Source organism: Blastococcus sp. CT_GayMR19 (assembly GCF_004570385.1).
Classification (GTDB): Bacteria; Actinomycetota; Actinomycetes; order Mycobacteriales; family Geodermatophilaceae; genus Blastococcus_B.
The window spans coordinates 31,550-55,216 of the sequence record NZ_SPQL01000013.1; the positions used below are offsets into that span (position 1 = coordinate 31,550).

A 23,667-nucleotide genomic window follows, 5' to 3' on the forward strand; every position below is an offset into this window, starting at 1 on the left:
GCTTCGACGATCCGGCACATGGGTCCCCCCACGGATCCTCGCGCGCTCGCTGCGAGCACGCAGTCGGCACGTCGCTCGCGGGGTGGAGCGGCCCAGTCATCGTCGCGCATCAGCACGGGTGGGGGAACCCGCTCGACGGCGCCTTCGATGCGCCGTCGTCAGCCAGGGCGCTCCCCGCTGCCCGCGAGCCGCGGGGGCCGGCGGGGGATCGCCCCGGCGAGCTCCGGTCAGACGTGGGGGACGGCACCCCCGCCGCCACCCATCTGCACGTCGGCGGGCAGCTCGACGTCCTCGGTGGCCGCCGCCTTCGCGCTGCGCCGGGTGCGCTTCTCGATCGAGCGCGCCACCTGCGACAGCAGCACGTTCACGACGATGTAGATCAGCGCCGCGGCGACGTAGATCTGGAAGGTGTACAGGTCGCCGAACCGCGAGTTGAAGAACTCGACCAGGCTCCGGGCCTGCCGCAGCAGCTCCAGGTAGCTGACGATGAACCCCAGGGACGAGTCCTTCAGCAGCACGACCAGCTGGGCCACGAGGACCGGCAGCATCCGCCGCACCGCCTGCGGCAGCAGCACCGTGGTCATGACCTGCGTCTTGCGCATCCCCAGGGCGAACGCGGCCTCGCTCTGCCCGCGGTCCACCGACAGGATCCCCGCCCGGAAGATCTCGGCGAGCACCGCCATGTTGTAGAGCGTCAGGCCGAGTGCGAGCGCCCGGAACGCCGTCATCGGGATGCCGACCGTGGGCAGGAAGAGCAGGCAGAACAGGATCAGCACCAGCAGCGGCACCGCGCGGAAGAACTCGATCACGGCGATCACCGGCACCCGCACCCATGCGTGGTCCGACAGCCGGCCCACGGCGAGGAAGGCGCCGAGCACGGTTGCCGCGATCATCCCCACGGCGGCGACCTGGAGGGTGTTGACCAGCGCCTCGCCGAGCGCCTGCGGCACGTTGGTGTTGGGGTCGAACAGGATCGCCCAGCGGGCGGGATCCAGCTGCCCGTTGATGGCCAGCCGCCAGAGCCCCAGCCCCAGCAGCGCGAGGACGACGACCGCACCGACGGCGGTTCCGATGCGCTGACGCCGGCGGGCACGCGGCCCGGGGACGTCGAACAGGACGGTGGCGCTCATCGGATGATCGCCACCCGTCGCTCGATGATCCGGATCAGCGCCGCTGACGGCAGTGTGATGACCAGGTAACCGACCACGATGGCCGCGAAGACGAGCAGCAGCTGGTCGGCGTTGGCGTTGCTCAGCCGCTGCAGCGCCGCCGTCAGGTCGGTGACGGCGAAGCCCGCGGCGATGGAGGTGTTCTTCGCCAGCGCGATCCAGACGTTGCCCAGCGGCGGCACGACGGTGCGGAACGCCTGCGGCAGGACGACGGTGCGCAGCGTCTGACCGAAGTCGAGGCCCAGTGCCCGCGCGGCCTCGGCCTGCCCCGGCGGAACGGCGTTGATGCCCGACCGCAGCGCTTCGCAGACGAACGCCGCGGTGTAGGAGGACAGCGCCGCGACCGCCGTGATGAAGCGGCTCGGGAACTGCAGGTCGATCTCGTAGATGCCGAAGGCGAGGAAGAAGAAGACCACCGTGAGCGGGGTGTTCCGGAAGACCTCGACGTAGAAGGTGGCCAGCGCGCGGAGCGGGCCGACGGGGCTCACCCGCATGGCGACCAGGATCGTGCCCAGGACGAGGGCGCAGATGCCGCTGATGACCGCCAGGCTCAGCGTGGTGAGGAAGGCGTCCCGCAGGAGCGGGAAGTTGTCCGCCAGGAACTGCACGGTCCGCCTCTCTCGATCGTCGGGTGGGCAGCGGCTGCGGGGCCGGGCGTGTACCCGGCCCCGCAGCCGCGAGGGATCAGTAGCGGTTGATGGCGGGCGGCTCGGGGGCCTCGGTGCCCGAGATGGCGCCGGCGGTCCGGTCCCACGCCTCGGCCCAGGAGCCGTCGTCGAAGGACTTCTCGAGCACGTCGTTGATGAACGTCCGGAACTCGTCGTCGCCCTTGGCCAGGCCGACCCCGTACGGCTCCTCCGTGAAGGGGTTGCCGACCAGTTCGAAGTCGTCGGGGCTACCGGCGACCAGGCCGGTCAGGATCACGTTGTCGGTCGTGACGGCCATGACGTTGCCGTTCTTCAGGTCGTCGGCGCACTTGGAGTACACGTCGTAGGTGACCAGCTGGGCCTCCGGGTACTCGGTGCGGATCTTCTCCGCGGGGGTCGAGCCCTCCACCGAGCAGACCGTCTTGCCGGCCAGGTCGTCCGGGCCCTCGATGCCCTCGGGGTTGCCCTTCGCGACCATGATGTCCTGGCCCGCCTCGTAGTACGGCCCGGCGAAGTCGACGACCTGCTTGCGGGTGTCGTTGATCGTGTAGGTCGCCACGACGAAGTCCACCTGCCCGTTCTGGATGAACGGCTCGCGGTTGGCGGACACGGTCTCGACGAACTCGATGTTCTCCGCGTCGATCCCGAGCTCCGCGGCGATGATCTTGGCGATCTCGACGTCGAAGCCCTCGGGGTCGCCGCTCGGGTTCAGCAGGCCGAAGCCGGGCTGGTCGAACTTCGTGCCGACGGTGACCGCGCCGGCCTTGTTGAGCTCGGCCATGGTGGTGCCGGCCTCGAACTGGACGTCCTCCTGGACCTCGGCGGTGTTCTCCGCGGCCTCCTCGGCCTGCTGGCCCGCCTCGCTGGCGCAGCCGGTCAGCACGAGGCCGAACGCCGCCAGGGTGGCGGCACAACGGGTGATGCGCATGGGTGATCCCTTCGGATTCAGTGGTTGAGGATCTTGGACAGGAAGTCCTTCGCCCGGTCGGACGTCGGATTCGTGAAGAAGGTCTCGGGGTCCGAGGACTCGACGATGCGTCCGCCGTCCATGAACACGACCCGGTTGGCCGCCTTGCGGGCGAAGCCCATCTCGTGGGTGACGACGATCATCGTCATGCCGTCCCGGGCCAGCGAGATCATCACATCGAGGACCTCGTTGATCATCTCCGGGTCCAGGGCCGAGGTCGGCTCGTCGAAGAGCATGACCTTGGGGTCCATGGCCAGGGCGCGGGCGATCGCGACGCGCTGCTGCTGACCGCCGGAGAGCTGCGCCGGGTACTTGTCCGCCTGCGCGCTCACGCCCACCCGCTCCAGCAGCTGGCGGGCGCGCTTCTCGGCGTCGGCCTTCGACTTCCCGCGGACCTTGATCGGCCCGAGCGTCACGTTCTCGAGGATGGTCTTGTGCGCGAAGAGGTTGAAGCTCTGGAACACCATGCCGACGTCGCTGCGCAGGCGGGCGAGCTGCTTGCCCTCGTCCGGCAGCTTCACGCCGTCGATCGAGATCTCGCCCTTCTCGATGGACTCGAGACGGTTGATCGTGCGGCACAGCGTCGACTTGCCCGAGCCGGACGGGCCGATGACGACGACGACCTCGCCACGGTCGATCGCGAGGTCGACGTCCTGCAGGACGTGCAGGTCGCCGAACCACTTGTTGACGCCGGACAGGCGGACGAGAGGTTCTCCGATCGCAGGGCTGGTCACGCTGGTCACCGTAAGGGCGCTCGGGGACAGCGAACGAACCGGACGATCACGAAGGCGTAACGAAGCGGCCCGACGGAGGTCGCCTGCCCGGGCGTCAGCAGGCCGTCCCGGGGGTAGCGCTCCCGTTCAGGAACCCCATCCTGCAACCACGGAGGCTGACGAGATGACCACCAAGGTCGAACGGTCCATCCAGGTCGAGGTGCCGCTGACCACCGTCTACAACCAGTGGACGCAGTTCGAGGACTTCCCGTACTTCATGGGCGGCGTCAAGGAGGTCCGTCAGCTCGACGACCGGCGCCTGCACTGGGTGGCGGAGATCGCCGGCGTGCGCCGGGAGTGGGAGGCCTCGATCCTGGAGCAGGTGCCGGACCAGAAGATCGCCTGGGCCGCCACCGCCGGTGCCACGAACGCCGGCGCCGTCCGTTTCGCGGCCGCCGGGCCGACCGCCACGGTCGTCTCGCTGACGCTGGAGTACGAGCCCGAGGGCGTGATCGAGCAGGTCGGCGACAAGCTCGGCATCGTCGAGCGCCAGGTGCAGTCGGATCTCGAGCGGTTCAAGAAGCTCGTCGAGGACCAGGGCTACGCCAGCGGCGCCTGGCGCGGCGGGGTCAACGAGGGCGTCGGTATCGGGACCCCCGGCGTGTCGTCCGCGGCGTCCTCCCAGGGGGACAGCGGCAAGGCGGGGGTGTCCGGCACGGCGGTCGCGGCCGGCGTCGCGGCGGCGGCCGGTGTCGCGGTCGCGGCCGCCGCGGCGGTGAAGTCCTCGGGAGGCACCGCACAGGAGACCACGCCCGTCCCGTCGGCGACCGTGGTGGCGGAGCCGTCGGGCTCGACCGAGCAGCTGCACGTCGTCGACACGGTCGAGGTGGTCGAGACCAACCAGCCGATGGACGAGTGGGGCGAGGACTAGCAGCAGCAGGTGCTCGGAGCCGGGGCGGACCTTCCGTCCGCCCCGGCTCCGGGACGTCCGGCCGGGCCGGCCGACGGCGCCGGTGCGCGACGGGACGCTCCGTACGATGCGGGTGTGAACCAGGGCAGGACCTACCGGGTGCGCACCTACGGGTGCCAGATGAACGTGCACGACTCCGAGCGGCTGTCCGGCCTGCTCGAGGAGGCCGGCTACGAGGCCGCCCCCGAGGGGACCGACGCCGACGTCGTCGTGCTCAACACCTGCGCCGTCCGGGAGAACGCGGACAACCGGCTGTACGGGAACCTCGGTCACCTGCGCCCGGTCAAGGACGCGCACCCGGGTATGCAGATCGCCGTCGGCGGCTGCCTGGCGCAGAAGGACCGCGGCGAGATCGTGAAGCGCGCGCCGTGGGTGGACGTCGTCTTCGGCACGCACAACGTCGGCTCGCTGCCGGCGCTGCTGGACCGGGCCCGGCACAACGCCGAGGCGCAGGTCGAGATCGTCGAGTCCCTCGAGGTCTTCCCGTCCACGCTGCCGGCCAAGCGGGACTCCGCCTACTCCGGCTGGGTCTCGATCAGCGTCGGCTGCAACAACACCTGCACGTTCTGCATCGTCCCGTCGCTGCGCGGTTCCGAGAAGGACCGCCGGCCCGGCGAGATCCTGGCCGAGGTGCAGGCGCTGGTCGACCAGGGCGTGCTCGAGGTGACGCTTCTCGGCCAGAACGTGAACGCCTACGGCGTCGAGTTCCGCGACCGCGGTGCCTTCGCCGACCTGCTCCGCGCCGCCGGCGCCATCGAGGGCCTCGAGCGGGTGCGGTTCACCAGCCCGCACCCGCGCGAGTTCACCGACGACGTCATCGCCGCGATGGCCGAGACGCCGGCGGTGTGCCACCAGCTGCACATGCCGCTGCAGTCCGGCTCCGACGACGTCCTGCGGCGGATGCGCCGCGGCTACCGGCAGGAGCGCTACCTCGGGATCATCGACCGGGTCCGGGCGGCGATGCCCGACGCGGCGATCACCACCGACATCATCGTGGGCTTCCCGGGCGAGACGGAGGCCGACTTCCAGCAGACCCTCGACGTCGTCCGCGCGGCCCGTTTCGCCAGCGCGTTCACCTTCCAGTACTCCAAGCGCCCGGGCACGCCGGCGGCCGAGATGGACGGTCAGCTGCCGAAGGACGTCGTCCAGGAGCGCTTCCTCCGGCTGACCGCGCTGCAGGACGAGATCAGCTGGTCGGAGAACCAGGCGCTGGTCGGCCGGAGGGTCGAGCTGCTGGTCGCGGCGGGGGAGGGGAGCAAGGACGCGGCGACCGGCCGCCTCTCCGGCCGCGCCCGCGACGGCCGGCTCGTGCACTTCACGGCGGCGGACGGCGTCCGTCCCGGTGACGTCGTCGAGACGGTGGTGACCCAGGCCAAGCCGCACTTCCTCGTCGCGGACGGGGTCCTGCTCGCCCACCGGCGGACCCGAGCGGGGGACGCCGCCGAGGCAGGCATCAGGCCGTCGACGCCGGGCATCCTGCTCGGGATGCCGCGCATCGGCGCTCCTGCCGAGCCGGTGCCCGTCGGCGGCTGCTGACCCGCGCCCGACGCGTCAGGCCAGGTCGAGAAGGAGGCCCGCCAGCTCCGCGGGCCGGTTCTGCGGCACCAGGTGGGTCGTCGCGATCTCGTGGTAGTGCCAGGCCGGCGAGTCGCGCGCTCTCGCGGCCGCGGACTCGAACGCCGGGTTCACCGGTACCCCGGGATCCGGCACGGTGGCCCGGATGTAGGTACGGGAGAACGGGAAGTCCTCCGGTGGCCGGGGGAGCCGAACCGGCTCGGTGAACGACCGGATCGGCTGTGCGGAGCGGCGAGGCACGGAGAACGCCGCCTCGGCGGGGTCGTCGTAGGCCCGTGCAGGGCCGTCGACCGACCACGGCCGGCCGACGCCCGGCGGACCGTCGAGGGGCTGCCCCCGCAGCCGCTCGACCGTGTCGCCGTCGGCAGGCACGAACGCGTCCAGGTAGACCAGGGCGGCGACCCGCCCCCCGATGTGCTCCAGCGCCCCGGACACGACCATGCCCCCGTACGAGAACCCGAGCAGGACGATGCCGTCGAGGTCCTCGTACAGGACGGTGTTGACCACGTCCGTGACGTGCGTGGTCAGACCGACCTGCGGGCTGATCAGGTGCACGCGCTCGCCGATGCCGGTCAGGCTGGGCGTGAAGACCTCGTGGCCTTCCGTCCGCAGCGCCGACCGGACGTGCCGGAACCCGTGGGCTCCTCCCCAGGCGCCGTGCACCAGGACGAACGTGGCCATCGGGCTTCCTCCCGGGTGGTGAGGTGCCTCGCCTCAGCGGCGGCCGGCGCTCTTCTCGGCCTCGGCCAGCCACTCGCGGCGCGTGGCCAGGTTGGCCCGGGCCTCCTCGACGCGCTTCTTGTCGCCGGCCGCCTCGGCCTTGGCCAGCTGCTCCTCGGCCTTGCTGACGGCGGCCCGCATCGAGGTCACCATCGGATTCTCCGGGGCGGTGCGGGCGCGGGTGGAGTCGGCGGCGCCGCGGACCTTCTGCTCGACGGCCTGCATCCGGTCCTCCAGGGAACGCATCGCGCCACGGGGCACGTGGCCGATCGCGTCGTAGCGCTCCTGGATCTTGCGCAGCGCGTTCTGCGCCCCGCGCAGGTCGCTGGACGGGTCGAGCTTCTCGGCCTCGGCGAGCAGCTCTTCCTTGAGCTGCTGGTTGGCCGTCTCCTCGCCGGTGCGCTGCTTGTCCGACTCGGCCCGGGCGTTGAAGAAGACGTCCTGCGCGGCCCGGAACTTCTTCCACAGGTCGTCGTCACCCTCGCGACCGGTGCGCGGCACCGCCTTCCAGCGGTCCATGAGGGTGCGCATCGCGGCGCTGGTCGGGCCCCAGTCGGTGGAGGCGGCGAGGCGCTCGGCCTCGTTGATCAGCTCCTGCTTGGCGGCCCGCGCCTCGCCCCGCTGGGCGTCGAGTGCGGCGAAGTGCGTGCCCCGCCGGCGGCCGAACGCGTCGCGGGCCGCCGCGAAGCGGGTCCACAGGGCCTCGTCGGTCTTGCGGTCGATGCCGCGGATCGACTTCCACTCCTCGACGATGGCCTTGAGGCGGTCGCCGGAGGCCTTCCATGCCGTCGACTCGGCGGCGATCTGCTCGGCCTCTGCGGCGAGTGCCTCCTTGCGCGCGATCTGGGCGGCACGCGCAGCCTGCTTCTCGGCCCGGGACTCGGCGGCTGCGGAGTCGGCGGTGCCCACCATCGCCCGGGCTCGCTCGGCCAGCCCCTCGAGGTCTCCGACGGCGGCGGCGGTCGGGATGGTGTCGGCCAGACCCTGCGCCTTGTTCTTGATCTCGCCGGGGTTGCCGGTGTGCGCCTTCAGTCGCGCCTCCAGCAGCGCGACCTCGGTGGCGAGGTCGTCGTAGCGGCGGCCGTAGTGGGCGAGGCCTGCTGCCGGTTCGCCGGCTTGCCACGAGCCGACGGGGCGTTCGCCGTCGGCGGTGCGCACGTACACCGTGCCGTCCTCGTCGACCCGCCCCCACTCGCTGGGGTCGCTGGCGGGAGCGGCGACCGGCTCGACGGGCGCAGCAGCGGCGGGCGCCGCTGCCGGGGCGGGAACGGGGTGTGGCTTCGGTGCACCGGCCCGCGGCGGCGCCGGCTTGGGCACCGCCCGCGGGGTGCTCTCGGTCGCCGTCGCCTCGGTCGCCGTCGCCTCGGTCGCCGTCGCCTCGGTCGCCGGGGCGTCGGGCGCCGGTGCGTCGGGCGCCGGTGCGTCGTCGACCTGCGCCTCGATGGGCGCGGCCTCGACCGCCCCGGCCGGGGCGTCGATCTCCGGCGTCGCGACGAGCGTCGGCTCGTCCGTGGTGGGGTCGGCGACGGCGGCGTCCGCCGGGGACGGGGCCGCGGGGGTGCCCGCGTCGGCGGTCACTGCCGACGTAGCCGGTGCCTCCGGGAGGGCCGGTTCGCCGGTGGGCGCCTCGGCCTCGGGTGGGCCCGCGGCGGGCACCGCGATCTCGGGGGTGACCGCCTCGGCGGCGGTGTCCGCCTCGTTCACCGCCTCGGGGTTCATCGCTTCCGGGTTCTCCGCATGCGGCGGGGAGTCCTGCTGCGCCCCGTTGCCGGGGTTGTCCGTGCTCGACACGTCCGGCAGTGTCCCACGTCGCATCCGGGAGACTGAGGGCGTGACCGTCGACCCCGCAGGGCCTGCCGCCCGCGCGCCCCGCGCGACCGTCGCGGTCGCGTTCTGTCCCGCGCCGCCGCTGCTCCTGCCGGCCGTCGAGGGTCGAGCTGCAGCAGAGACGGCCGCGCTGCGCCGCGCGTGCGCCGAGGCGGTCACGGCCATGCTCGCGGCCTCCCCCGAGGTAGTCGTCGTCGTGGGCGACGGCGGGCCGCCCGGCGTCCGGTTCGGACCCGGCGACGCGGGCGACCTGCGCGGCTTCGGCGTCGAGCTCGAGCTGCCCTTCGACGGGCGCGTGCGACCGGGGGGACGGCGGCTGCCGCTGGCGCACACGGTGGGGGCGTGGCTGTTGCACGAGGCCCGCTTCCCCGGGGTGCGGGTCGGCGTGTCCCCGGCCGACGTGCAGCAGCTGCTGCGCGACCTGCCCGGCCCGGTCGGCGTCCTCGCGATGGGGGACGGGTCCGCCCGCCGCTCGGTCAAGGCACCGGGCTACCTCGACCCCTCCGCCGGCGCCTTCGACGCCGCGGTCGCGTCCGCCCTCAGCGCCGGGGACGCGGACGCGCTCGCCGCGCTCGACCCCGAGGAGGGACGACGGCTCCTCGCCGCCGGCGTGCCGGCCTGGCGGGCGGTCGGCACGGCGCTCGCGGGCCGTGGCGTCACCGCGCGACTGCACTACGACGAGGCGCCCTTCGGCGTCGGCTACCTGGTGGCCGACTGGCTGGCGGCATGAGCCGGCTCCCTCCGGTGGTGGCCGTGGTCGGCCCGACGGCCACGGGCAAGACGGCTCTGGCCGTGGCGCTGGCGCACCGGCTGGGCGGCGAGGTGGTCAATGCCGACTCGATGCAGCTCTACCGCGGCATGGACATCGGCACCGCCAAGCCCTCCGTGGCCGAGCGCGGGGGCGTGCCTCATCACCTGCTGGACCTCTGGCACGTGCGGCAGCCGGCGTCCGTCGCGGAGTACCGGCAGCAGGCGCGGGCGGAGATCGACCGGTTGCGCGGCGACGGCGTCGTCCCGTTGCTGGTCGGCGGCTCGGGGCTCTACGTCCGCGCCGTCCTCGACGAACTCGACTTCCCCGGCACGGACCCCGTTCTCCGGGCCCGGCTGGAGGGAGAGCTGGCCACGGTCGGCGCTGCCGTCCTGCACCAGCGCCTGGCCGCGCTCGACGCCGCTGCGGCGGACACGATCCTGCCCAGCAACGGACGCCGCATCGTGCGTGCGCTCGAGGTGATCGAGCTGACCGGCGGCCCTTTCCGCGCCTCCCTGCCCGAGCCGCGGCCGCACTACCCGGCGGTCGTCGTCGGCATCGACCGGGAGGCGGCGGACCTCGACGCGCGGATCGCCGTCCGGGTGGACCGCATGTGGGCCGCCGGGTTCGTCGCCGAGGTCGAGGGCCTGGCGGCGGAGGGACTGCGCGAGGGGCCGACGGCGTCCCGTGCGCTCGGGTACGCGCAGGTCCTGGCGCAGCTCGACGGCGAGCTGTCCCCGGACGAGGCACGCGAGCGGACCGTCCTCACCACCCGTCGCTTCGTTCGCCGCCAGCGGTCGTGGTTCCGCCGCGACCCCGCCACCACCTGGTTCGACGCCGCCCGTCCCGATCTGGTCGAGGCGGTCGTCGCCACGATCGCCGCCCCTAGGATCGAGCGGTGAACGAGTCTCCCCGGGTGCTCCTCGGGCACGGCACCGAGAACGACTTCGTGGTGCTCCCCGACCCCGACGGCACGGTCTGGCCCGAGGACCGGCTCGACGCCGCGATGGTGCGCAGGCTGTGCGACCGCCGCGCGGGTCTCGGCGGCGACGGCGTCCTCCGGGTGGTCCGCACCGCCCACGTGCCCGATGCGCCGGCGGTGCTCGGGAGCGAGGTGGAGCGCTGCCAGTGGTTCATGGATCACCGCAACGCCGACGGCACGCACGCCGAGATGTGCGGCAACGGCATCCGGCTGTTCCTGCACGTGCTGGTCAGTGAGGGGCTGCTCGACCGCGCCTCGTGCGAGGCCGGCGTGCTGGTCGGTACCCGGGGCGGCCCGCGCCGCGTGGGCGCCACCCCCGACGGCGACTACTGGGTGGACATGGGCCCGGCCCGGCCTTTCGGCTCCTCGGAGGCAACCCTGTCCGGGCAGGCGTTCCCCGGTCTGGCCGTGTCGATGGGGAACCCGCACCTGGCCTGCCTCACCGACGTCCCCGTCGGGACGCTGGACCTGGCGGACGCGCCCGGCTTCGATCCCGGCCTCTTCCCCGATGGTGTGAACGTCGAGCTGATCAACGTGCTCGAGGCGGGCGCGCACATCCGCCTGCGCGTGTTCGAGCGTGGTGTGGGGGAGACCCGCTCGTGCGGCACCGGGGCCTGCGCCGCTGCCTACGCCGCCCTCGCCGCCGAGGACCTGGCCGAGGGGACGGTGCTCGTCGACGTCCCCGGTGGCCGACTGTCGGTGCAGGTCGGCGCGTCGACGACGGTGCTGACCGGCCCCGCCCTCCTCGTGTCGGCCGGCGTGCTGTGCCCGGAGTGGCTGACCGGCTGAGCCGCTTCCGCGCGAAGCCTCAGCCGTTGTCGGCGTCGGTACGGGCGTTGTCCGTCCCGCCGCCGGGCGCCTCCGGCATCATCGACTCGCCCGCGGTCCCGGGGCTGCCGGCCGGCTCCCCGCGGCCGCTGTCCTGGTCGGGCCCGCCGCCGAGCGGGTTGCGCGGCGGACCTCCGAGGCCCCTGGGCTCCCGCCCGGGGTCCTCGGTCTCGCTGTTCGAACCCAGGCTGCTGGACCCGGTCCCGCTCATCTGGCACTCCTCGCGTCGGTGCGTCGTCCGTGCGTCGGCCCTACCCGGGAGCCCGTGGCTCACGCGCGGGGAATCCCGGCTGATTGGTCGCTCCGCGCGGGATGCACCCGGACGTGGGATGCGTTGTACGCGGTGATGACAACTCAGGTGCCCCGCCGTGCGGGGCGTGCCACGCTGGAGACGATGACGACCGCCCCGCACTCCGCTTCCCCGGACCACACCGCTGCCGACGCGACCTACGCCGACCCGACGCCGACGGCCGCTGACTCAGCCGTCGAGGACTGGCCCGCTCCCGCCGGGCAGTGGGACGAGCCCGACGAGTCGGCCGGCTCCTACGACCTCGAGGCGCGCGGGGCCCTCCGCCGGGTCGCCGGACTCTCCACCGAGCTCGCCGACGTCACCGAGGTCGAGTACCGGCAGCTGCGCCTCGAGCGCGTCGTCCTCGTCGGCGTGTGGACCGAGGGGACGCAGGCCGACGCCGACCGGTCGCTGGCCGAGCTCGCCGCCCTCGCCGAGACCGCCGGCTCCGAGGTCCTCGAGGCGGTCAGCCAGCGGCGCGACCGGCCGGACGCCGCCACCTACGTGGGCTCCGGCAAGGCCATCGAGATCCGCGACCTCGTCGCCGCCAGTGGCGCCGACACCGTCATCTGCGACGGTGAGCTGACCCCCGGCCAGCTCACCCAGCTGGAGAAGGTGCTCAAGGTCAAGGTCGTCGACCGGACCGCGCTGATCCTGGACATCTTCGCCCAGCACGCCAGCAGCCGGGAGGGCAAGGCGCAGGTCGAGCTGGCCCAGATGCAGTACATGCTGCCGCGCCTGCGCGGCTGGGGTGAGTCGCTGTCCCGGCAGGCCGGTGGCCGGGTCGCCGGTGGTGGCGGCATCGGTACGCGTGGCCCCGGTGAGACCAAGATCGAGACCGACCGGCGGCGGATCCGGTCCCGGGTCAGCAAGCTGCGCCGGGAGATCGCCGGCATGGCGACCGCCCGGGCGACCCAGCGGTCGAGCCGCGACCGCAACGCGGTGCCGAGCGTGGCCATCGCCGGGTACACCAACGCCGGCAAGTCCAGCCTGCTCAACGCACTCACCGGTGCCGGCGTGCTGGTGGAGAACGCCCTGTTCGCCACCCTGGACCCGACGGTCCGGCGCGCGGAGTCCCCGGACGGCCGGGAGTACACGCTCACCGACACCGTCGGCTTCGTGCGGCACCTGCCGCACCAGCTGGTGGACGCGTTCCGCTCGACCCTCGAGGAGGTCGCCGCCGCCGACCTGCTCCTGCACATCGTGGACGGTTCCGACCCCGACCCGCTCGGCCAGATCGATGCGGTCCGCGTGGTCCTGGGCGAGATCGACGCCCTCGCCGTGCCGGAGGTCATCGTGGTGAACAAGGTGGACGCCATGAGCGAGGAGGACATCCTCACGCTCCGGCGGGCGCTGCCCGGCGCCGTCTGGGTGTCCGCGCGGACCGGCGCCGGCATCGACGCGCTGCGCGAGCTGATCGCCGCCCGGCTGCCGCACCCGGAGGTGGACGTCGACGTGCTGGTCCCCTACGACCGTGGCGACCTCGTCGCGCGGATGCACCGGGACGGCGAGGTGCTGAGCGAGAAGCACGAGGAGTCGGGCACCCGGCTGACCGCCCGGGTGGACGGCGCACTGGCGGCCACGCTGGAGGGGTTCGCTGCCCCAGCGGGGTGAGCTCGGGGCAGCACTTCCTCGCCCGGATCACAGTCCGGTCACGGCCCGGTACGGTGAGGCCGTGACGAGCGGCGTGGTCCGGGCGGCCGAGCTGCCCCACGACTCCCGCGTCGTCTCGGCCGGCCGGCCTCCCTGGTGGCTGCTTCTGGTGGCGCTGGTCGCGGGCTCCCTGGTCACGCTCGACCTGCTGACGCGGGGTGCCCTGGAGCGGATGGACCTCTGGGTCTCCGAGATCGTCAGCGACTGGGACCTCGAGGCCTCGGTCGCCTATCCCGTCGTGTGGATCGTGACCCAGCTCGGCGGGCGGGGAACGATCCTCGTCGTCCTCGCCGTACTGGTCGGGCACCTCGCCTGGCGGCGGCGGACGTGGCTGCCACTGGTGCGCGTCCTGGTCGCGCTGGCGTTGCTGACCTTCGCGGTCTACGCACTGAAGCACGGCATCGGCCGGACGGCGCCCGCGTTCCCGGGTTCCTTCTTCTTCCATGCGGACGGCGCGTCCTTCCCGTCCGGGCACGTGGCCAACGCCGTCCTCATGTGGGGCGTGGCCCGATGGCAGGCCGTGGAGTACGACCTGCCGGTCCGGATCCAGCGCACCTTCTGGCTGCTGCACATCGCGGGGCCGGTGGCGACGGCCGTCGCGATGGTGTCCCTGGACTTCCACTGGGTCACCGACGCAGTCGTCGGCGCCGCCGTGGGCGTGTTGCTGTTGGGCGTGGTTCACACACTGGACGCATTGGTTCTGTCACGCTGGGTGCGTGCCCGAGCAGGCCGGCCGTCCGCGTAGCGGCGTTTGGGGGCGGGTGCTGGCTGCGGGGATGACCCTCGGCGCAGCCCTCGTCCTCGGTTCCGTGGCGCCCGCGTCCGCCGAGGAGGCCGCCGTCCCCGTGCCGGCCGAGGCGCCCCCCAGCACCCGCTGCCAGATCTCCGACGGCCGCCTCGCGGAGCTGTCGGGGCTGGTCGCGGTCGGGGACCAGGTGCTCGCGGTCAACGACGGCGGGGACGAGGTCGCGGTCCATCTCCTGGACGCCGCCTGCCAGGTGGTCGACGTGCACACCGCAGCGGTCGATCCCTACGACCCCGAGGACATGGCCCTCGGCCCGGACGGCACCGTCTGGCTGGCCGACACGGGCGACAACAACGTGAACCGGCCCACGGTGGCCCTCCTCGCGTTGCGCACCGACGGCACCACCAGCGTGTACCGGCTCGCGTATCCGGACGGACCTCACGACGCCGAGGCGCTGCTGCTGGCGCCCGACGGCACCCCCTACCTGGTCACCAAGGAGGTGCTGGGCGCGAGCGCGGTGTACCGCCCGGCGTCCGCGCTCGTCGACGGCGGAACGGTCGGACTCGTCGAGGTCGCCGCGGTGAACATCACGCTGACCGGTACGCCGGGTGGACCGGTCGGCCGGGCGGGGCAGCTGATGATCACGGGCGGAGCGGTGTCGGCCGACGGCACGCACCTGGCCCTGCGGACCTATACCGACGCCTACGTGTGGCCACTCTCCGGGTCCGACGTCGCAGGTGCCCTCGCCGCGGCCCCGGTCCGGGTAGCGCTGCCCGAGTCACCGCAGGGCGAGGCGATCAGCTTCACGGGGGACAACCAGCAGCTCCTCGTCGCCAGTGAGGGCCTGCCGAGCGACCTCACCGTGGTCCCGCTCCCGCAGGCCGTGGTGGCGGCGGGGACGCCGGCCCTGGGCGACGTCCCGAGCCTGACCGACCTGACCCGTTCCGGGCTCTCGCCCATCACCTCGGCGGTGATCGCCGCACTCGTGGCGACCGTCGTGGTCTGGATCCTCGGACTGGTACGCCGCCGGTCCTGACCCTGGCCTGACGGCCTGACGGCCTGAGGGCCTGACGGCCTGACGGCCTGGCCTTGTCAGCCTGGTCCTGAACAGCCTGGTCCTGAACAGCCTGGTCCTGACGGCCTGGTCCTGAACAGCCTGGTCCTGAACAGCCTGGACCTGACGGCCTGGTCGTGACCGCCGCGTCCTGACCGTGAGGCGAGATGCGTGAAACCCGGCCGGGCGCGCCCCCGCAGCGCACCCGGCCGGGCAGGCCCGGTCAGATGCGGCGCAGGACGGTGACCACGCGGCCGAGGATCGTCGCGTCATCCCCGGGGATCGGCTCGAACGCCGGGTTGTGCGGAAGCAGCCACACGTGTCCGTCGCGGCGCTTGTAGGTCTTTACCGTTGCCTCGCCGTCGATCATCGCCGCGACGATCTCGCCGTTCTCCGCCGTCGGCTGCTGCCGGACGACGACCCAGTCGCCGTCGCAGATGGCGGCTTCCACCATCGAGTCGCCGACCACGTTGAGCATGAACAAGGTGCCCTCGCCGACGAGCTCGCGGGGGAGCGGGAAGACGTCCTCGAGCGCCTGCTCGGCCAGGACGGGACCACCGGCGGCGATCCGTCCGACGAGGGGCACGTACGTGGGTGCCGGCATCGCGACGTCGTCACCGCTCCCACGCGGTCCGGCCTGAGCGGCGTGGACCGAGTCGCCGGGCAGCCGGACGTCGAGGGCGCGCGGCCGGTTGGGGTCGCGGCGCAGCCAGCCCTTCTTCTGCAGCACCGACAGCTGGTGGGCGACCGACGAGGCGGAGGAGAGGCCCACGGCCTCGCCGATCTCGCGCACCGAGGGCGGGTAACCGCGGCGCTCGATCGAGTCGCGGATGACCTCCAGGACCCGGCGCTGCCGCTGGGTCAGGCCGTCACCGTCGGCGCCACGATCAGGAAAGGAGCGGACGGTGGCCGACTCCGTGTCCGCGGTGGCGTCGTCAGGTGCCCCGCCGCTACCGGACGTCCGACTCTTCTCCACCACGTCGCCTCCTCGTCGGCTGCTCGCGCAGCACTTCTGGTCGTCGGGCGAACGGTAGCGCGCCGGAGCCCTCCGATCAAACACATGTTCGAAGTCGTGCAGTGTCCGGTCGCTTTCGTCGGAGGCGTGCGGTAGACATCCCCCACGCGTCCGAATCGAACAGACGTTCGATTGCGGCGCAGGATCGACGGGACGGGAGGAGAGATCGATGGGGTGCGTACAGCAGGCCGTGCTGGAGTTCGACGAGGAGGTGCAGGTGCCTTGGCGCCCCCGGCTCGTGTCGGCGCCTGACGTGGCCGCCCCGCCGGCTCCCCTGCTGAGGCGCCAGTCGTCCCGCCAGAGCTCGTCGAGGGTGGGTGCCTGCCGTCCGGCCGTTCCTCCCGTGGACCGGGCGCCGGTGCCGAATCGCCCTGCCCGCCCCGACGGGCGACGCGCCGTGCGGGGCGTCCGGCCCGTCCCGGGGGAGATCGGTGGCTTCGACGCGGCTGCCCGGCCCCGGTCGACCCGGGTCCGGCTCACCCGCCGGGCCCGGCGGCTCGCGGTCGTGCTGGCGCTGTGCGGTGGCGTGGTGCTCGGCTCCTGGATGGGGCCGTTCCTCGCGGGCGACGGGGGCGAGGGACTGCGGCTCGCGGGGGAGCGCAGTGTCGTCGTCCAGTCGGGGGACACGCTCTGGTCCCTCGCGGCCTCCGTGGCCGGAGGGGACGACGTCCGGATGGTCGTCGACCGCATCCAGGAGTTGAACGGACTCGAAGGGACCGAGCTGGTTCCCGGTCAGGTCCTGCAGCTCCCGTGATCAGCGACTGCCGCGGGAGCGTTACGGGCGGGGTGGAGGATCGTTCCTCGCGCGCCGGCGGACAGGCGCGCCGCGGGCAGGTCGACGGCGCAATCTGCCACGCCGAGGCAATAGGTCCACAACGTCCGTGGTCGACTTCGTCAACCCTCCGTGCGGGCGCGTTCACCCTCTGTGGTGACACGGACGCTTACGGTCGTCGGGTGTCAGGCGCCATGGAGAACAGAGCAGCTGTATTCACCAGCAAGCCGCAGGCCGTCGAGGTCTACCAGGCCGGGGCCTGGTGGTCCGGCGAGCTGCTGGGCTGGCGGCACGCCGCCGACGGCTCCTGCCAGGTGTGGGTCCGGGTGGTCCTCGATGGCGCCGAGGAGACGGCCTGGACCGATCTCGAGACCCTGCGCCTGCCTGAGCGCCATCTCGCCATGGCGCCGGAGCCGGCATCGGCCGAGGCGGCCCAGCGGGAGATGTCGGTGGCCCGCCACCCCTCCTCCCGACGCGAGCACCGGGCCGAGGGCGACGCCTCCACCACGGCCAGCCTGCCCCGGGTGCGCGACCTGTCCGTCGTGGCGGACGCGACGGTCGCCCCGTCCGGAGGTCGCCGCCGGGCGCCCGAGGTGCCCGCTGTGGCCTCGACCGGCGGACGCCGCCGGGCTCCCGAGGAGCCGGCGGGCGCTTCCTCCGGCGGTCGGCGCCGTGCTCCGGAGGCTCCGGCCGCCGCAGGCAGCGGGGGTCGTCGCCGCGCGCCCGAGGAGTCCGTGGCGGCTGCGGCCCCCGGTCGGCGCCGTGCGCCGGAGAGTGCCACGTCGAGCCCCGCCGGGCCGGCAGCCCTGCTCGGGCGACACAGCGTCCCGGCACCGGTGGCCGCTGCTGCCGACGCCGGCCGGCACCGCACGGCCGACACCGGCCTGTTCCCGGCCGTCTCGGACGTGACCACGACGCTCAGCAACAGCCGCCCGCCCGCGGCACCGGCGACCCTCGCGCGCGGCCGGGCGGTCGAGTCGGCGGGCCCGTCCACGGTGGCCGCCATCGCAGTGAGCGGTTCCTCGGGCACGTGGTCAGCGCCCAGCGGCCTGGAATCCGAGTTGCTGACCCGGCCCATGCGGCTGAGCGACCACGTTCCGCACGCCCGGCGTCCTCGTCCCGGGGGCGCGCCCCGGAGCACCTGAGCCACCTTTGCGGAACCCGGGTCCGCTGCCCGCGGTCGTCGGGGTCCCGTCGCTCGCCGCCCATCGTCCGGACCTCGCCGAGGGCATCCCGTGCCGCAGTGTCCGTGACCCACTCGGCCGGGCCGGGGGATCCAAGGGGTCCGACGCTTCGCCGGCGGCTCAGGCCTCGCCGGGCGGGCCCGGCGGGTCGAGCGGCATCCCGGTGGACGGTGTCGTCGGGCGCTCCGGGCCACATCTCCGGCGCGCCGTTCCGGCGTGTCGTGTGACGCGTGGGGAGGGGTGTTCCCCCTGGTGACAGCAGTGTCTGGGCGGAACACGCCGGGCGGCCGATCGCTTGCATATCTTGTGTAGCTCGGCCTAGGGTTCCCCTACATCTAGTAGTTACAGAGTTGTAAGCCCGTCCACAAGCCCGTCCTCAGGTTCTCCCCGGGACATCCACCGGATGTCCCCAGGAGGGTCCACAGAAGGGCCGGACGAGCGGTCGGAATCCCGGAAGGAGGTGACCCCCGGTGCGTTGTCCGTTCTGCCACAACGCCGACAGCCGGGTCATCGACTCGCGGGAGGCCGACGAGGGCGCGACCACCCGTCGCCGCCGTTCGTGCCCCCAGTGCGGACGCCGGTTCACCACCGTGGAGGAAGCGGTCCTCGCCGTCGTCAAGCGCAGCGGCGTCAGCGAGCCCTTCAACCGGTCCAAGGTCGTCGCCGGCGTGCGACGTGCCTGCCAGGGCCGGCCCGTCGACGAGGACCAGCTGCAGCTGCTGGCCCAGCAGGTCGAGGACGCCGTCCGTGCGACCGGTGCGGCCGAGGTGCCGAGCAACGAGGTCGGTCTGGCCATCCTCCGGCCGCTGCGCGAGCTCGACGAGGTGGCCTACCTCCGCTTCGCGAGCGTGTACCGCGCGTTCACCTCGCTCGAGGACTTCGAGAAGGAGATCACCGAGCTCCGGGCGCGCCACCTCAGCGGGGGGACCCCACCGCTGCCAGGCATGCAGGACAGCCCGCCGCTCGTCCGTCGGCGCGGTCCCGCGCCCCGCCAGGCCGCCTCCGCCGCGGGCCCTTCCGGCACCTGAGAACTGTCAGTACCTACCGCTACAACACAACCAGCGCACGACCAGAAAGCGGCTCTTCCCCAGCCGCCGAGTCACGACACCAAGGAGAGCTCCGTGACCGAAACCGAGGATCGCTTGTCAGGCCGTACGCGTCGTGCCGCCAAGGTGCCGACGCGGGGGAAGGGTCTGAAGATCAAGCGCGTCTTCACCACCGCCGGTGTGCACCCGTACGACGAGGTGACCTGGGAGCGCCGCGACGTCGTCATGACGAACTGGCGCGACGGCTCGATCAACTTCGAGCAGCGCGGTGTGGAGTTCCCCTCCGAGTGGAGCATCAACGCCACCAACATCGTCACCACGAAGTACTTCCGCGGGGCCGTCGGCCAGCCGCAGCGGGAGAGCAGCCTGCGTCAGCTCATCGACCGGGTCGTGCTCACCTACGGCGCGGCCGGCCGTGAGCACGGCTACTTCGCCACCGAGGGTGACGCCGAGATCTTCGAGCACGAGATGACCTGGATGCTGCTGCACCAGGTGTTCAGCTTCAACAGCCCCGTCTGGTTCAACGTCGGCACGAGCGCCCCGCAGCAGGTCAGCGCCTGCTTCATCCTCGCCGTCGACGACCAGATGGACTCGATCCTCAACTGGTACCGCGAGGAGGGCCTGATCTTCAAGGGCGGCTCCGGCGCCGGCCTCAACCTCTCGCGCATCCGCTCCTCCAAGGAGCTGTTGTCCTCCGGCGGCACCGCCTCGGGGCCGGTCAGCTTCATGCGTGGCGCCGACGCCTCGGCCGGGACCATCAAGTCCGGTGGTGCCACCCGTCGCGCGGCCAAGATGGTCGTCCTCGACATCGACCACCCCGACATCGAGGAGTTCATCGAGACCAAGGCGCGCGAGGAGAACAAGATCCGCGCGCTCCGCGACGCCGGGTACGACATGGACCTCGGCGGCAAGGACATCACCAGCGTCCAGTACCAGAACGCCAACAACTCCGTGCGCGTCTCCGACGAGTTCATGCGCGCGGTGGAGGAGGGCGAGGAGTTCGGGCTGCGCGCCCGTCTCGACGGCTCGGTCATCGAGACCGTCGACGCAAAGACCCTCTTCCGCAAGGTCACCCAGGCCGCGTGGGAGTGCGCCGACCCCGGCATCCAGTACGACGACACGATCAACGACTGGCACACCAACCCCGAGACGGGCCGGATCAACGCGTCCAACCCCTGCTCGGAGTACATGAGCCTGGACAACAGCTCGTGCAACCTGGCGTCGCTGAACCTCATGAAGTTCCTCAAGAGCGACGGCACGTTCGACACGAGGAACTTCGTGAAGTCCGTCGAGCTGGTCATCACCGCGATGGACATCTCGATCTGCTTCGCCGACTTCCCGACCGACCCGATCGGCGAGACCACGCGGGCCTACCGCCAGCTGGGCATCGGCTACGCCAACCTCGGCGCGCTGCTCATGGCCACCGGTCACGCCTACGACTCGCGGGGCGGTCAGACCTTGGCCGCGGCCATCACCTCCCTGATGACCGGCACCGCCTACCGGCGCTCGGCCGAGCTGGCCGGCATCGTCGGGGCCTACGACGGCTACGCCCGCAACGCCTCGGCCCACGCCCGGGTCATGCGCAAGCACGCCGCGGCCAACGACGCGATCCGTCCCGTCGGTGCCGACGACGCCGACGTGCTCAAGGCCGCCACGGCCCAGTGGCAGGAGTGCCTGGAGATCGGTGCCGACAACGGCTGGCGCAACGCGCAGGCCTCGGTGCTGGCCCCCACCGGCACGATCGGCTTCATGATGGACTGCGACACGACCGGCATCGAGCCGGACTTCTCGCTGGTCAAGTTCAAGAAGCTGGTCGGCGGCGGCTCCATGCAGATCGTCAACCAGACGGTGCCGCGGGCGCTGAAGAGCCTGGGCTACCAGGACGAGCAGATCGAGGCGATCGTCGAGTTCATCGCCGAGCACGGTCACGTGGTCAACGCGCCGACCCTGCGGCCGGAGCACTACGAGGTCTTCGACTGCGCGATGGGCGAGCGGGCCATCTCCCCGATGGGCCACGTCCGGATGATGGCGGCGGTCCAGCCGTTCATCTCCGGCGCCATCAGCAAGACGGTCAACATGCCGGAGTCGGCGACCATCGAGGACGTCGAGAAGATCTACTTCGAGGGCTGGAAGCTCGGCCTGAAGGCGCTGGCCATCTACCGGGACAACTGCAAGGTCGGCCAGCCGCTGTCCGGCGGCAAGGGCAAGAACGAGGGCAAGGCCGACGTCAAGGCCGAGGTCGCGGCACCGGCCGCCATGTCCCACCCCGTGCGCAAGCGGCTGCCCAAGAAGCGGACGAGCGTCACGACGTCGTTCAGCGTCGCCGGCGCCGAGGGCTACATGACCGCCGGGATGTACGAGGACGGCAGCCTCGGTGAGGTGTTCCTGAAGCTGGGCAAGCAGGGCTCGACCCTGGCCGGTGTCATGGACGCCTTCTCGATCTCGCTGTCGATCGCGCTGCAGCACGGTGTTCCGCTGGAGACCTACATCCAGAAGTTCACGAACATGCGGTTCGAGCCGGCCGGCATGACCGACGACCCGGACATCCGGATCGCCCAGTCGGTGATGGACTACATCTTCCGGCGTCTGGCGCTCGACCACCTGCCCGTCGACAAGCGGGCGAACCTCGGCATCTTCACCGCCGAGGAGCGGGCCGCCCAGGTCGCCGGGTCCTACGGCACCTCGGCCTCGACCCCTGCGGTCACCGAGGAGGAGGAGGTCGACCTGGAGCAGCTGCGCAACTCCGCGCCGATCGAGACCGCCAAGGTGGCGGAGAAGGTCACCCCGGAGGGCCCGAAGTCGGTCAAGGAGGCCCATTCCTCGGCCGAGCTGCTCGAGCTGGTCACCGGGACCGCCACCGACGCACCGCTGTGCATGACCTGCGGCACGAAGATGCGTCCGGCCGGTAGCTGCTACGTCTGCGAGGGCTGCGGTTCCACCAGCGGCTGCAGCTGATGGCGAGGCTCGCCGGGATGTCAGCGCGGTTCTCGCCTGATGTCCCGGCGGGCCTGCCGAAATGGCAGCGCGGCGCGCACTGACACCACATACCGAGCTCGTGCCAGTTCGTGTCCTGGTGTACGGCACCCAGCCGCCCCGGCCCTCTTCGGAGGGTCGGGGCGGCTCTGCATGTACCCAGAAGGACAGGGGCGTGACGGAGCCCCGCTCACCGCAGCGGCGGCCGCGTGCGGTCGCCGGCACCAGCGCCCGGACGGCCTACCCGCGGCGTGCCCGCAGCGGCGGCCGGGGCGCTGGCACGGCCTACGCGCCGTCGGCCCTGGCGGGGGCCGGCGGCGGGAACACCTGGCCGTTCCGTGTCGTCGCCGACGTCGAGCCGCACGTTGCGGGAGACCTATTGCAGCGGGCGACGACGCGGCGTCAGTCGATCCGCTCGGTCAGCGAGAGGACGATCCCCTCCGGTCCGCGCACGTGCGCCATGCGCCAGGTGTTCTCGTGCTGACCGATACCGCCGACCAGTCCGTATCCGTCCGCAGCAAGGCCGTCAACGGCCGCTCGGAGGTCGTCGACCTCGAAGCAAACGCTGCGCAGACCCAGCTCGTTGGCCATCGCAGTGGGCGATCCGGGCTCGTGCTCGGGCCTGACGAAGCTGGCGAGCTCGATCCCGGTTCCTCCGCCGGGCGGCCGCAGCATGACGATCTCCGTCCGCGAGTCCGGGATGCCGATGACCGTGTCGATGAACTCGCCCTCCACGAGCGTGCGGCCCTCGACCTCGAGACCCAGGCCGACGAAGAACGCCGTCACCGAGTCGAGGTCGGCGACGGTGATTCCGACATGGTCCAACTGCCTGATCTGTGACATGACTGCCAACCTCCGGCGCTTCCTCGGTCCTCGTTTCAGGGACGAAGCTGCCGAAGCGTTCTCGACATGCCCGCAGCCGCAGCCCTTTCAGGCGCGACCGTTCGTCCGAGCCTGGTCAGCGGGTTCCAGGCACGGCGTGCAGTGCGCACATCTCGACGCGGTCCCACGATCAGCGGCAGATGCGTGCGTGAAGTACGACGGGCGCCCAACCCCGAGGCCACCTCGGGTGAAAGCGGGGCGCGGCGCGCAATTGACTTCTCCCTGCCACCGAAGCAGTGCCGCAATGGTCAGACACGGACACGGACAACGAATCCAATGGCGTCCGCCCGCGGGCGCGTCTCCCACCGCGTTCCCAGCGCGGAGCGGCGCTCGTTCAGGCCCCGTATCCCGACCCCGACCCCCAGAGCGGATGCGTCGACACCAAGACCACGATGAGCGCGAGGGTCGCGCCGAGGAGACCGGCTCCGGAGCGCGACACGGGCTGCCGCGTCACCGCTCTTCGCAGGAGCGGAACGGCGGACGCTGCGCTCACGAGCGATGCCCAGCACAGGAGCACCCACCCCAGGAGCCACGTCCCGACGAACAGCTGCTCGGTGCCCGGATCGACGGATCCGAGCGCATCGCTGACGGAGAACGAGGCCGCCGCGCCTGCGGCCAACGCGAGCGCCACGACCGGCCCCACCGGTGTGCTGCTCACCCGGGTCGGCGTCACAAGATCACAGTACGGGGGAGCTCAGTCGCGGCGCCAGGAACTGAGCCCCCGTCGCCCTGGCCCGAGCCCGCACCGGAAGGCCGGGCAGGCCTTGGCACGTGCTGACGCCTCAAGCGTGACCGCGCCCCCTCCCTCTGCACGTGCCGTCCCCGGACGCGTCAGTGTCCGCCCCGAACCGAGGCCGCGGGAGCACGTGCTGCGACATGAGTCCCTGCCGGCGAGCCCAGAGCTTGAT

Annotated in this window: 22 protein-coding genes; 12 read left to right on the forward strand and 10 right to left on the reverse strand. The window is 72.3% G+C overall.

The window, feature by feature from the left end; genetic code table 11:
- Positions 1–227: 227 nt before the first annotated feature.
- The 4 genes from E4P39_RS16990 to E4P39_RS17005 form a co-directional block, all read right to left on the reverse strand.
- Positions 228–1,130: an amino acid ABC transporter permease gene (locus E4P39_RS16990; RefSeq protein WP_135137763.1), complete on the reverse strand. Its 903-nt coding sequence runs from the start codon at positions 1,128–1,130 to the stop codon at positions 228–230.
- On the reverse strand, positions 1,127–1,777 hold the full coding sequence (locus E4P39_RS16995) for an amino acid ABC transporter permease (protein ID WP_135137764.1): 651 nt from the start codon (positions 1,775–1,777) through the stop codon (positions 1,127–1,129). Before E4P39_RS16995 ends, E4P39_RS16990 begins: the two co-directional genes overlap by 4 nt.
- Positions 1,778–1,853: 76 nt before the next feature.
- Entirely contained in the window at positions 1,854–2,744 is an 891-nt protein-coding gene (locus tag E4P39_RS17000; RefSeq protein ID WP_135137765.1) for a glutamate ABC transporter substrate-binding protein, read from the reverse strand.
- Between the two features lie 17 nt (positions 2,745–2,761).
- Positions 2,762–3,517, reverse strand: a complete 756-nt coding sequence (locus E4P39_RS17005; RefSeq protein ID WP_280790871.1) for an amino acid ABC transporter ATP-binding protein — start codon at positions 3,515–3,517, stop codon at positions 2,762–2,764.
- Positions 3,518–3,680: 163 nt separating this feature from the next.
- Here E4P39_RS17005 and E4P39_RS17010 point away from each other — a divergent pair, with 163 nt between their 5' ends.
- Positions 3,681–4,427: an SRPBCC family protein gene (locus E4P39_RS17010; RefSeq protein ID WP_135137767.1), complete on the forward strand. Its 747-nt coding sequence runs from the start codon at positions 3,681–3,683 to the stop codon at positions 4,425–4,427.
- Between the two features lie 114 nt (positions 4,428–4,541).
- Positions 4,542–6,002, forward strand: a complete 1,461-nt coding sequence (gene miaB / locus E4P39_RS17015; protein WP_135137768.1) for a tRNA (N6-isopentenyl adenosine(37)-C2)-methylthiotransferase MiaB — start codon at positions 4,542–4,544, stop codon at positions 6,000–6,002.
- 15 nt (positions 6,003–6,017) lie between these two features.
- Here the strand turns inward: miaB and E4P39_RS17020 are convergent, their stop codons facing one another.
- Complete coding sequence (locus E4P39_RS17020; RefSeq protein WP_135137769.1) at positions 6,018–6,722, reverse strand: alpha/beta hydrolase; 705 nt, start codon at positions 6,720–6,722, stop codon at positions 6,018–6,020.
- Positions 6,723–6,755: 33 nt separating this feature from the next.
- Positions 6,756–8,552 (reverse strand): DUF349 domain-containing protein, encoded by a 1,797-nt coding sequence (locus tag E4P39_RS17025; protein WP_245159908.1) that lies wholly within the window; start codon positions 8,550–8,552, stop codon positions 6,756–6,758.
- Positions 8,553–8,592: 40 nt separating this feature from the next.
- Between E4P39_RS17025 and E4P39_RS17030 the strand changes: the two genes are divergently transcribed.
- The 3 genes from E4P39_RS17030 to dapF are packed head-to-tail and all read left to right on the forward strand — an operon-like array spanning position 8,593 to position 11,107.
- Positions 8,593–9,318, forward strand: coding sequence for a hypothetical protein (locus E4P39_RS17030; RefSeq protein ID WP_135137770.1), 726 nt, complete (start codon positions 8,593–8,595; stop codon positions 9,316–9,318).
- The gene (gene miaA / locus E4P39_RS17035; RefSeq protein WP_135137771.1) at positions 9,315–10,238 is read left to right on the forward strand and encodes a tRNA (adenosine(37)-N6)-dimethylallyltransferase MiaA; all 924 of its coding nucleotides are present in this window, start codon (positions 9,315–9,317) and stop codon (positions 10,236–10,238) included. Before E4P39_RS17030 ends, miaA begins: the two co-directional genes overlap by 4 nt.
- Complete coding sequence (gene dapF / locus E4P39_RS17040; protein ID WP_135137772.1) at positions 10,235–11,107, forward strand: diaminopimelate epimerase; 873 nt, start codon at positions 10,235–10,237, stop codon at positions 11,105–11,107. Before miaA ends, dapF begins: the two co-directional genes overlap by 4 nt.
- 19 nt (positions 11,108–11,126) lie before the next feature.
- On the opposite strand, the gene E4P39_RS17045 is transcribed toward dapF, so the two are convergent.
- Positions 11,127–11,357, reverse strand: coding sequence for a hypothetical protein (locus E4P39_RS17045; RefSeq protein ID WP_135137773.1), 231 nt, complete (start codon positions 11,355–11,357; stop codon positions 11,127–11,129).
- 183 nt (positions 11,358–11,540) lie between these two features.
- Here E4P39_RS17045 and hflX point away from each other — a divergent pair, with 183 nt between their 5' ends.
- The 3 genes from hflX to E4P39_RS17060 all read left to right on the forward strand — a co-directional run bounded on the left by hflX (position 11,541) and on the right by E4P39_RS17060 (position 14,869).
- Positions 11,541–13,049: a GTPase HflX gene (gene hflX, locus E4P39_RS17050; RefSeq protein ID WP_245159909.1), complete on the forward strand. Its 1,509-nt coding sequence runs from the start codon at positions 11,541–11,543 to the stop codon at positions 13,047–13,049.
- Positions 13,050–13,110: 61 nt separating this feature from the next.
- Positions 13,111–13,833: a phosphatase PAP2 family protein gene (locus E4P39_RS17055; RefSeq protein ID WP_245159910.1), complete on the forward strand. Its 723-nt coding sequence runs from the start codon at positions 13,111–13,113 to the stop codon at positions 13,831–13,833.
- On the forward strand, positions 13,805–14,869 hold the full coding sequence (locus E4P39_RS17060; RefSeq protein WP_245159911.1) for a hypothetical protein: 1,065 nt from the start codon (positions 13,805–13,807) through the stop codon (positions 14,867–14,869). The genes E4P39_RS17055 and E4P39_RS17060 overlap by 29 nt, the downstream gene beginning before the upstream one ends.
- Positions 14,870–15,110: 241 nt before the next feature.
- Here the strand turns inward: E4P39_RS17060 and lexA are convergent, their stop codons facing one another.
- Positions 15,111–15,752 (reverse strand): transcriptional repressor LexA, encoded by a 642-nt coding sequence (lexA, locus tag E4P39_RS17065; protein WP_348633823.1) that lies wholly within the window; start codon positions 15,750–15,752, stop codon positions 15,111–15,113.
- A gap of 508 nt (positions 15,753–16,260) precedes the next feature.
- Here lexA and E4P39_RS17070 point away from each other — a divergent pair.
- The 4 genes from E4P39_RS17070 to E4P39_RS17085 all read left to right on the forward strand — a co-directional run bounded on the left by E4P39_RS17070 (position 16,261) and on the right by E4P39_RS17085 (position 21,859).
- A complete protein-coding gene (locus E4P39_RS17070; protein WP_167761908.1) occupies positions 16,261–16,656 on the forward strand; it encodes a LysM peptidoglycan-binding domain-containing protein in 396 nt (131 codons plus the stop codon).
- A gap of 200 nt (positions 16,657–16,856) precedes the next feature.
- Positions 16,857–17,819 carry a hypothetical protein gene (locus E4P39_RS17075; RefSeq protein WP_135137777.1) on the forward strand — a complete coding sequence of 321 codons (963 nt, stop codon included), beginning with the start codon at positions 16,857–16,859 and terminating at the stop codon, positions 17,817–17,819.
- Between the two features lie 509 nt (positions 17,820–18,328).
- Positions 18,329–18,886: a transcriptional regulator NrdR gene (nrdR, locus tag E4P39_RS17080; protein WP_135137778.1), complete on the forward strand. Its 558-nt coding sequence runs from the start codon at positions 18,329–18,331 to the stop codon at positions 18,884–18,886.
- A 93-nt stretch (positions 18,887–18,979) separates the two neighbouring features.
- Complete coding sequence (locus tag E4P39_RS17085) at positions 18,980–21,859, forward strand: vitamin B12-dependent ribonucleotide reductase (protein ID WP_135137779.1); 2,880 nt, start codon at positions 18,980–18,982, stop codon at positions 21,857–21,859.
- A 420-nt stretch (positions 21,860–22,279) separates the two neighbouring features.
- Here E4P39_RS17085 and E4P39_RS17090 read toward each other — a convergent pair whose 3' ends face one another.
- Together E4P39_RS17090 and E4P39_RS17095 are read right to left on the reverse strand one after the other, a co-directional pair.
- Positions 22,280–22,720 carry a VOC family protein gene (locus E4P39_RS17090; RefSeq protein WP_135137780.1) on the reverse strand — a complete coding sequence of 147 codons (441 nt, stop codon included), beginning with the start codon at positions 22,718–22,720 and terminating at the stop codon, positions 22,280–22,282.
- 373 nt (positions 22,721–23,093) lie between these two features.
- Positions 23,094–23,417, reverse strand: coding sequence for a hypothetical protein (locus E4P39_RS17095; RefSeq protein ID WP_167761910.1), 324 nt, complete (start codon positions 23,415–23,417; stop codon positions 23,094–23,096).
- Between the last annotated feature and the right edge of the window lie 250 nt (positions 23,418–23,667).